Raw genomic sequence first — 8,053 nt, forward strand, 5'->3', positions numbered from 1 at the left:
TGCCTCTTTTGCGCCCAGTCCATCGAGGTACTCATTAACAGGGCACCTTCCGTTTGTAGTTTTGTAAAAGACCAAGCTCCACTGACCCACAGGTACAGTATAGCATAGACGCTATATTTTGCCACCCCTAAACAAGAAAGCTCAGTTTGCATTCGCTAGCTGGAGTAGAAATAATCGTTGCATCAGGGGATAGAAAAGGACATGAATCAGCCGCTTTGCAAAAAAGAGTTGGTGTAAACGCCATTGCTTTGTTGCCTGCTACCCGTTGATGTCGGCATGGTTTATGTAGAGCAGGTTCAGGAGTGTGCCGAGGGCAAATGTACCGGCCAAAATAGCATATGATACAGGTTTTATCGGTGTGTTGTGCGTAATCGACATGATGAGCGTGCCGGGGATCGTCCAGGGTATCAAGTGGGTATAGTCGCTGTTGATGAGCACCGGTTCGACATCGTGGCGACGCTGGCAAACCCAATTGGCGCGATATAGCCTTTACCGAGCATCGCGATGAAAGCCGTCACCGGCAATACGAGATAGATGAGGACTGTGGTGAGGATAAAGCGCCACAAGGATATCTCAACAACCGACCACGAAAGTCCCTTACTCATCCAAAATCAATATATCGGGCGAATGCAGAAGGGCACGGGCGAGTCCAAGTCGCTGCTTGTTTCCAAGCGAGAGCCTTCCGGCCCTTTTATCCCTCTCATATTCCAACCCTGCCAGCTCGATAGCCCGGTCGACCGGTTGTGTGCTTTTTAGCCCGACAAGCTTTCTTTTGATATCGAGGTTATCATAGACGGTTAGGTTCGGATAAAACGTCGGCGTTTCGACCATCGATCCTATAAATTTAAAAATGTGCGCATTATTCATCGAAATGCGCTTACCCATGATCTCCACAAATCCGTTCGTGGGTTTTATAAGCGCCAGCAGCATACGAACGGTCGTTGTTTTGCCTGCCCCGTTTTTGCCGAGGAACCCATAGATTTCTTCCCGACGCACGGTGATGTTCAATCCGTTTACCGCCCTTTGTTTCCCATAGGTTTTTGTAAGGTCAAACGTTTGAATAATATGCTCACTTGCAGAGAACACAGTCATCATTATCACCTCGATAGTAACAACACAACGAGAGCATCAGATGTGACATGGGGCTAAGGTCTTTTCCACTTCCGAGCAAGTAAAGGCTCTTCCGAATCCTAATGAAATCCCTCATCCCCTGAGCTAATTTTGATAATAATTTAGCATGAAAAAAGGGGTGTTACTGGGCATCCCCAGGTAAAACACATCATCAGAGATAAATTGGATTTGTATGCAAGTTTTGTAACAAAGCGAATTGATATTTCTGGATAGAAATATAGGTGGAGCATAAATACGGTAGAGAAACTGGTTGTGGTCGTCTAGGAGGGCAAAATGGATGAAAATGCCTGGAGAAACTATCTAGAACGCATAATTGAGACCATAGCCGAGAGCATATTGGTTGTCGATAAAGATGGTTTGATAGTTTACGCAAATGCTTCAGCCGAAACGGTGCTTGGCGTTAAACGCAGTAGCTTGATCGGCGCCCCCTATAATAAGCCCGGATATAATGTCACTACCTTGGACGGCAGACCTTTTCCAGTCGAGCAACGGCCTTATGCTCAGACCTTACGAACAGGCAAGCTACTGCGCAACGTCGAGTATGTCGTTGTGCGCCCAAACGGCTCGCGGGTAATCGTGTCGGTGAATGCCACGCCTCTCTATAATGATAAAGACGATATTGTAGGCGTTACTTTATCATTTACCGATATTACGAGGCGAAAAAAGGCTGTTGCGAAGGTAAACGCAAGCGAAAAAATATTACACACGATTACCTCGGTGTTGGGCGAGGGCGTTTTTGTGCTGGATGAGGATGACAAGCTTACCTTCATGAATCCTGAGGCCGAACGCCTATTAGGGTGGATCGAATCGGAACTGCTCGGAAAGGATATGCATGAGACAGTCCACTTCCAAAAGGCCGATGGAACACCGCTGCCTGCCGCTGATTGCCCGGTGCTAAAAGTTACCGGCGCCGGCAAAACTTATCGCACCGAGGAGGATGTTTTTACCCGCAAAGACGGGAGGCGCTGCGTGAATCTGAGGCCAGGCTCCGTACATTAGTCGAGCAAATCCCAGCGGTTACCTATATAGCTGCGCTCGATCCGGCAAGCACTACCCTCTACGTTAGCCCCCAGATCAAAGAGATACTGGGCTATTCTGAGGCCGAATTTATGAGTGATCCGGATTTCTGGCGCAAACACCTTTATCCCGATGATTATTCGCGGGTCATGGATGATCTTGCTGTATCGCACGCCGCCAGCGCGCCATTTATTACAGAGTACCGTATGTTTACCGGTGACGGCAGCGTGAGATGGGTCCGCGATGAGGCGGTGGTTGTACGGGACGATACCGGTAAGCCCTTAGTCTTACAGGGTGTGATGTTCGATATTACCGAAAGCAAACGGGCAAAGGAATTAAGTGATGCCCTCAACAGAGTTAGCGTCGCAATAAACTCAACCCTTGAATTTAGCGAGATCATGCAGAGCGTAGTGGTAGAGTCGACAAGGGCGATAGGGTGCGAATCGGCAGCGGTAATTCTACGCGAGGATGATTATTGGGTCGCGAGGTACGTCTTCGGATTTCCACAAGATATAATTGGGAGAAAACTAACCGGTGAGCAGATACCAATTGTACCGATCGCCGCCAGCAAGAAAGAAACGCTCGTTAGTAACGATGCCTTACACGATAGAAGGGTCAACGGCAATACGGCTAAACGGTATAATGTTCGCTCGTTAATGACCGTTCCTTTACTGCTCAGGGATGAAGTTATCGGCGCGATAACGTTCTATTACCATTCAGCGCCGGTCACTTTTGACCACACTCAGATTGATTTTGCCGGTAAACTTGCGAGCTCGGTTTCGCTGGCGCTGGAGAACGCAAGGCTCTATTCGGCGCAACGTCATATCGCAGATATCCTGCAGGAATCGCTTCTCACTATGCCTGAGCGCATTGAGGGTATGACCTTCGGTTACCTTTATCGCTCTGCAAGCGAGGCGGCAAGAATCGGCGGTGATTTCTACGATCTCTTCGAAATCGAGCACGGTAAAATCGGCATCATTATTGGAGATGTCTCCGGTAAAGGTATAGAGGCGGCCGCGCTTACTTCAATGGTGAGAAATACAATTAAGGCGCATGCTTATGAGGGTGGCACACCTGCCCTGATTATGGCAAAGGCTAATGATATGCTTGTAAAAACTTCTCCGCCTAACATTTTCATGACGGCCTTTTTCGGTGTGCTCGAGCTCGACACAGGCAAGCTCACCTACTGTAGCGCCGGGCATCCCCCTGCAATGATAAAGAGAGGGCCACATGTTCAGTTGCTTGCTAAAAATTCTCCGATGATTGGCGGGTTTCCGGGGATGCATTATAGAAGCGGCAAAGCGAACCTTAAGAAAGGCGATATATTATTACTTTATACCGATGGCATAATCGAAGCGCGGGATAATGGGGAGTTTTTTGGTGAGCAAAGATTGGTTGATCTCTTAAAAGACCTGCAGCCAATGCCCGCCAAAGAGGTGCCGGGAGCATTGTTCGACCATGTCATGGAGTTTACCGACGGCGAACTATCGGATGATGTCGCCATCCTCGTCGTTTCCCCTGAGAAGTAAGTGAAAATCACCGTTTATTGTGCTAATAACAGGCTTATTACCAGGCATAATGCATCGTTACACATTGCGCCGGGGGTGCTTCGGCTGGACATTCGGGCAAATTTACGCTATAGTAATGGACTATACAGTCCTTCAGCCAAACGGTAAAAGGGCTTACATAATGAAGAAAACGGTCAATAACAGCACTAGATAGCAGAATTAATCACAGATTTTCGATTACAAGATTCTTATATCGATGCCACGATATAAACCTCCATTCGCCGCAGCACTAAACCTAATCCAAGACCACAAGATCTAATAGAATACTGCATGCTTACGGTGCCATCATGCGCAAAGGAAGCTGATGGACGGGGCTTAAGCCTTGTAAAAATTTACAGCAAGGCGGGAGTTCGGCTTGAAACGCGATTTATCTGGCGAATATGTTTACAAAAGAACGCAAAAAGCCATAAACGCTCCTTAAAATCAAAAATTAGGTGGGGGTGCTTAGTGAAGAAATACAAAAGTTTCTCGATTCTCGGTTTAGCAATGCTCCTTACGGTTGTGATGTTGCATGTATCAGCGGCTCAATCTCAGCATGATGGGACTATCGCACAAGTAAGATCAAATAGTGCCGCTACGACGACGGGCGTTTCAAGCGGTACAAGTAATGCGCATAGCACAAGTGCCATAAGCAACGGAGTCGTCAGGTTTGCCAGTTTAAATGCGAGTGCTGGCAGTACGAGTGGCTTGTCTTCAGCGTCGGGACAGGCGAAACCGTACCTGGTAAGCACTAAGAAGACCACTAAAAAGCACAAGAAGAAAAAGCACAAAAAGAAGAAACATAAGAAGAAAAAGAAGAAGAAACGCAGGCATAGCCATCGAGGGAGGCGCGTCGTCGTTTCCAGGGGCGCCTATAGGTCATGTGATGTCGAAGCGGCAGTCAGGCGCGTTGGTGCGACCTATTGGCCTTCGAAAGCCGACCAGGATGCGCTTGTGTATATATATAAACACGAATGTGTGACTCCTGGTACCATCAGCTCGGCGGGATACTACGGATTATTCCAGCTCGGCAATCCGCCGAAATGGATGGTCTTAGGGGATCCGGCCAGTGAGGCTAGAGCCGGCTGTGAGTATATCAAGCGCCGCTATGGCAACCCATCTAAAGCCATGGCATTTAAGAAAAAACGCGGGTGGTATTAGAAACACATCCATAATATCTAATTAAATCGAAAGCCCCGGCGAGTTGCCGGGGCTTATTTTTATTGATAACGTAACCTACTACCTTCTAAATTCAAGCTCTGGACTCGAACTGCCAGCTGCCCACCTGGATCGATGCGACACCGTTGAACTCGTCCGGGGCCAAATCAAAATCGTCTGAGACTTCAAATGGCATCGCATAGTACAACACCAGCATCAGTTGGTTTCTATCTTTCAATTGGACCACCCTGGGCTCGTAGTCGAACTCGTAGCCGGTTATGTTGAGGTCTTTGAGCATCTTTTCGATCTTGATGACGCTCCATGTGCCCGAGCTTTTTAGTGCCGGAACGCCGATTCTCTCTAGAAACCCTCTTAATATAGTCGTCCTTGCCATAAGTCTCACCTCCCGATTACTATCCCGATGTTTTCACCGGGAACCGTCATTGCTTTCAGCTTATCGCCTTAATTTCACTATACAGGCCGATCGGGAAATCGATAATAAAAACCTGGTAAATGACCTGATGCGGTGTCTAATGGCGCCATTTCGGACGTGGATGGCGGGTGAAAACCGGTGGGCCGTATACGGTGCCGCTCGCCGGATATCGATGGCGGGCGAACGGTAGGATCATGGCTATAAGCAAGCGCCGGCAGTGGTTAAAATTGTCGATAAATGGTTATTATAAAGGTACTTCCACTGCGATTGAGCAAAGACAACGGTGACTAATGAACGGACCCAGGCTTCTTTTTCATATATTTATCAGGGCGTTATATGTTTTTGCGAGCATGCTTCTCATGCTGACCTTGGCGTTTTTTACCACACTTTACTTTAACGACCCGAAAATGGCGCGCGATTTTGGAAAGTCGTGTGTGTCGTGCAAAAAGCCGAGCATTACGGTATCGGCGTCCAAGATTCCCAAGGGCGGCGGTTTGGATTTGAGGGACTGGCGGGTCATCATCTCACCGGCGACAACCGAGCCCAAGGTGATGCCGGAGCTTAACCCCACCGAGCAGCAAAGTGCCGCCTTGAGCAGGGTTAATCATTACCGCAGCGTTGTCGGGCTTAAAGCCATCACGCTGAATAAAACCATCAACAAGGCATCGATGGCGCATGCGGCATATAACGTCGGCCATAATTTGTCCGGGCATGTCGAGAGCAACAGCGATACCGGCTTTACCGGCGCCTGGCCGTGGGACAGGATGCGCTACTTCGGCTACGATGAATTTACTTATGCCACAGAGGTCTGCAGCATGCGCTGGTCGTCTGCACAGTATCTCTTGCGGATCGACCCCCAGTGGGCTATCGACGGCTGGGTGGATACGGTGTATCACCGGTTGCCGATCATAAACCCAAACGTGTATGAGACCGGTTTCGGGGCGGCGAAAGCGGGGGATCGCGTGGCCTACGTTATGGATTTTGCCAACCCCGGGTTCCCGACCTCAAGGAAGATTACTTACTACCCTATCGACGCCCAGACAAATGTTCCGGTGAAGTTCACCGGTGATGAGACGCCGGACCCCCTGCCGGGCACAAAGTATCCGGTGGGGTACCCGATTACGGTTACGTTTAACGGCTATAAGGATATCAAGGTCGTCGATGTCAAACTTGCCGATAGTAATGGGGTCGACATCGAGTTTTATAAAATAACGCCGTTTTCTGACAAATATATCAGGGATTCTATCGCGATTATCCCAAAGCGTCCGCTGGAGTACGGGATGAACTATCGCGTGAGCGTTAACGCCAACGCAGATGATGATTCCATCTACCTCGACTGGCGTTTTAAGACCAAGACCTCCGATTAATTTCGTATCGCTGGGGGGTAAGTAGTGCTATGCTTGTGATATCGGGGCAAGCAGCTTTTCTGATAGGTTGCTTGCCGCTACAATAAAGGGAATTATTCACTGGAGCACGCTACGCGCTCGCGGACTTGGGGGTATTTAAGTATGCGACTTATTCCGGCGATTCTAAGCACTACACTTGACGAATATCGGCGTAAACTGATGCTGGCGGAGTTGTTGTCAGGTACGGCTCAGGTTGATTTTGCGGATGGCCGATTCGTGCCTATGAACAGCATTTCACCGGTCGAGGCGGCCTCGGTAACGACAAGCTTGCGCCTTGATGCCCATCTGATGGTGAGCGATCCCGTTTCGTACCTGAAACCGCTTAAGGGTACCGCTTTTAAAAGGGTATTTTTTCATTATGAAGCCGTGTCCGATCATCGGGATACTATCAATAAAATCAGAGAGCTGGGGTTTGAGGTTGGTTTGGCCGTGAATCCCGGCACATCGGTCGGCAAACTTTTGGGACTGGCGAAAGAGGTGGATTCGGTCCTCTTTCTTGCCGTTAATCCACAGGTTAAAGGGTCGCCGTTCGAGCTGTCGGTCCTCGAGAAGATCAAGGGCTTAAGGTTGTTGCAGCCGGACGTCGAGTCCGGTATAGACGGCGGGGTCAGGCTTGAGTTGCTTAATGACATAGCCGATGCTAAGCCCGATTTTATCTGCGTTGGACGCGCCGTTTTCAATGTGTCGAATCCCGAAGATGCGTTCAAAGAATTCGAGACGCGTCTGCAACCATTTGGCCAATTGCAATCACCTAGATTATTTGGCGGAATCGAGGGAATAAGAGAGCGTAAAAGCGGTGGTGAGGGCGCTGACGATATCCGAACTTGAGATTTTAGAGTTAGAATTACTAGCAAATACTATCCGCCAGGATATAATCCGTATGCTGGTCAAAGCCGAAAGCGGACATGCAGGCGGTCCGTTGGGAATGGCCGACGTTTTCGCCGCACTCTACTTCAATATTTTAAACCACGACCCGAGCAACCCGTTCTGGGATGAGCGGGACAGGTTGATTTTATCCAACGGCCATATCTGCGCGGTACGCTACGCCGCTATGGCCCGTGCAGGGTATTTTCCCGTGGACGAGCTGTTGACGTTTCGCAAACTTGGCTCACGCCTGCAGGGGCACCCACACAATCTCTCGCTGCCGGGGGTAGAGAACACGGGTGGTCCGCTCGGGCAGGGGCTTTCGCAGGCTGTCGGCAGAAGCCTCGCCGGGCGCATGGATGACAAGAAGTACCATGTGTATTGTGTGTTAAGCGATGGCGAGCATAATGAGGGCCAGACATGGGAGGCGCTGCTTTTTGCAGGCAATCATGCAATAAGGAATTTAACGGTTCTATTAGACAGGAATAATATCCAGA

10 protein-coding genes are annotated in these 8,053 nt (G+C 49.3%); 6 read left to right on the forward strand and 4 right to left on the reverse strand.

The window, feature by feature from the left end; genetic code table 11:
- Window positions 1-258 precede the first annotated feature (258 nt).
- From ACYC56_RS10010 to ACYC56_RS10020, 3 genes are read right to left on the reverse strand one after another with little or no spacing between them, the layout of a single operon-like run.
- Window positions 259-411, reverse strand: coding sequence for a hypothetical protein (locus tag ACYC56_RS10010; RefSeq protein WP_461374039.1), 153 nt, complete (start codon window positions 409-411; stop codon window positions 259-261).
- On the reverse strand, window positions 408-605 hold the full coding sequence (locus ACYC56_RS10015; protein WP_461374040.1) for a hypothetical protein: 198 nt from the start codon (window positions 603-605) through the stop codon (window positions 408-410). The genes ACYC56_RS10010 and ACYC56_RS10015 overlap by 4 nt, the downstream gene beginning before the upstream one ends.
- A complete protein-coding gene (locus tag ACYC56_RS10020) occupies window positions 598-1,095 on the reverse strand; it encodes an ABC transporter ATP-binding protein (RefSeq protein WP_461374041.1) in 498 nt (165 codons plus the stop codon). Before ACYC56_RS10020 ends, ACYC56_RS10015 begins: the two co-directional genes overlap by 8 nt.
- A 309-nt stretch (window positions 1,096-1,404) precedes the next feature.
- On the opposite strand from ACYC56_RS10020, the gene ACYC56_RS10025 reads away from it, so the two are divergent.
- The 3 genes from ACYC56_RS10025 to ACYC56_RS10035 all read left to right on the forward strand — a co-directional run bounded on the left by ACYC56_RS10025 (window position 1,405) and on the right by ACYC56_RS10035 (window position 4,856).
- Complete coding sequence (locus ACYC56_RS10025; RefSeq protein WP_461374042.1) at window positions 1,405-2,130, forward strand: PAS domain-containing protein; 726 nt, start codon at window positions 1,405-1,407, stop codon at window positions 2,128-2,130.
- Window positions 2,016-3,677 carry a SpoIIE family protein phosphatase gene (locus ACYC56_RS10030; protein WP_461374043.1) on the forward strand — a complete coding sequence of 554 codons (1,662 nt, stop codon included), beginning with the start codon at window positions 2,016-2,018 and terminating at the stop codon, window positions 3,675-3,677. Before ACYC56_RS10025 ends, ACYC56_RS10030 begins: the two co-directional genes overlap by 115 nt.
- Before the next feature lie 486 nt (window positions 3,678-4,163).
- A complete protein-coding gene (locus tag ACYC56_RS10035; protein WP_461374044.1) occupies window positions 4,164-4,856 on the forward strand; it encodes a hypothetical protein in 693 nt (230 codons plus the stop codon).
- Window positions 4,857-4,947: 91 nt separating this feature from the next.
- Here the strand turns inward: ACYC56_RS10035 and ACYC56_RS10040 are convergent, their stop codons facing one another.
- Entirely contained in the window at window positions 4,948-5,247 is a 300-nt protein-coding gene (locus ACYC56_RS10040) for a hypothetical protein (protein WP_461374045.1), read from the reverse strand.
- Between the two features lie 329 nt (window positions 5,248-5,576).
- Here ACYC56_RS10040 and ACYC56_RS10045 point away from each other — a divergent pair, with 329 nt between their 5' ends.
- The 3 genes from ACYC56_RS10045 to ACYC56_RS10055 all read left to right on the forward strand — a co-directional run.
- Window positions 5,577-6,653, forward strand: a complete 1,077-nt coding sequence (locus ACYC56_RS10045; RefSeq protein WP_461374046.1) for a CAP domain-containing protein — start codon at window positions 5,577-5,579, stop codon at window positions 6,651-6,653.
- A 141-nt stretch (window positions 6,654-6,794) separates the two neighbouring features.
- Complete coding sequence (locus tag ACYC56_RS10050) at window positions 6,795-7,520, forward strand: beta/alpha barrel domain-containing protein (protein ID WP_461374047.1); 726 nt, start codon at window positions 6,795-6,797, stop codon at window positions 7,518-7,520.
- Window positions 7,492-8,053 (forward strand): transketolase (locus ACYC56_RS10055; protein ID WP_461374048.1); only part of this gene is annotated, 562 nt, incomplete at its 3' end. The genes ACYC56_RS10050 and ACYC56_RS10055, both read left to right, overlap by 29 nt.

The organism is Candidatus Aquicultor sp. (assembly GCF_054640775.1).

Bases quoted from the DNA above. Each gene is read 5' to 3' on its own strand.
- ACYC56_RS10050 (WP_461374047.1), top strand. From the start codon at position 6,795: ATGCGACTTATTCCGGCGATTCTAAGCACTACACTTGACGAATATCGG.
- ACYC56_RS10015 (WP_461374040.1), bottom strand. From the start codon at position 605: ATGAGTAAGGGACTTTCGTGGTCGGTTGTTGAGATATCCTTGTGGCGC.
- ACYC56_RS10040 (WP_461374045.1), bottom strand. From the start codon at position 5,247: ATGGCAAGGACGACTATATTAAGAGGGTTTCTAGAGAGAATCGGCGTT.
- ACYC56_RS10045 (WP_461374046.1), top strand. From the start codon at position 5,577: ATGAACGGACCCAGGCTTCTTTTTCATATATTTATCAGGGCGTTATAT.
- ACYC56_RS10020 (WP_461374041.1), bottom strand. From the start codon at position 1,095: ATGATGACTGTGTTCTCTGCAAGTGAGCATATTATTCAAACGTTTGAC.
- ACYC56_RS10025 (WP_461374042.1), top strand. From the start codon at position 1,405: ATGGATGAAAATGCCTGGAGAAACTATCTAGAACGCATAATTGAGACC.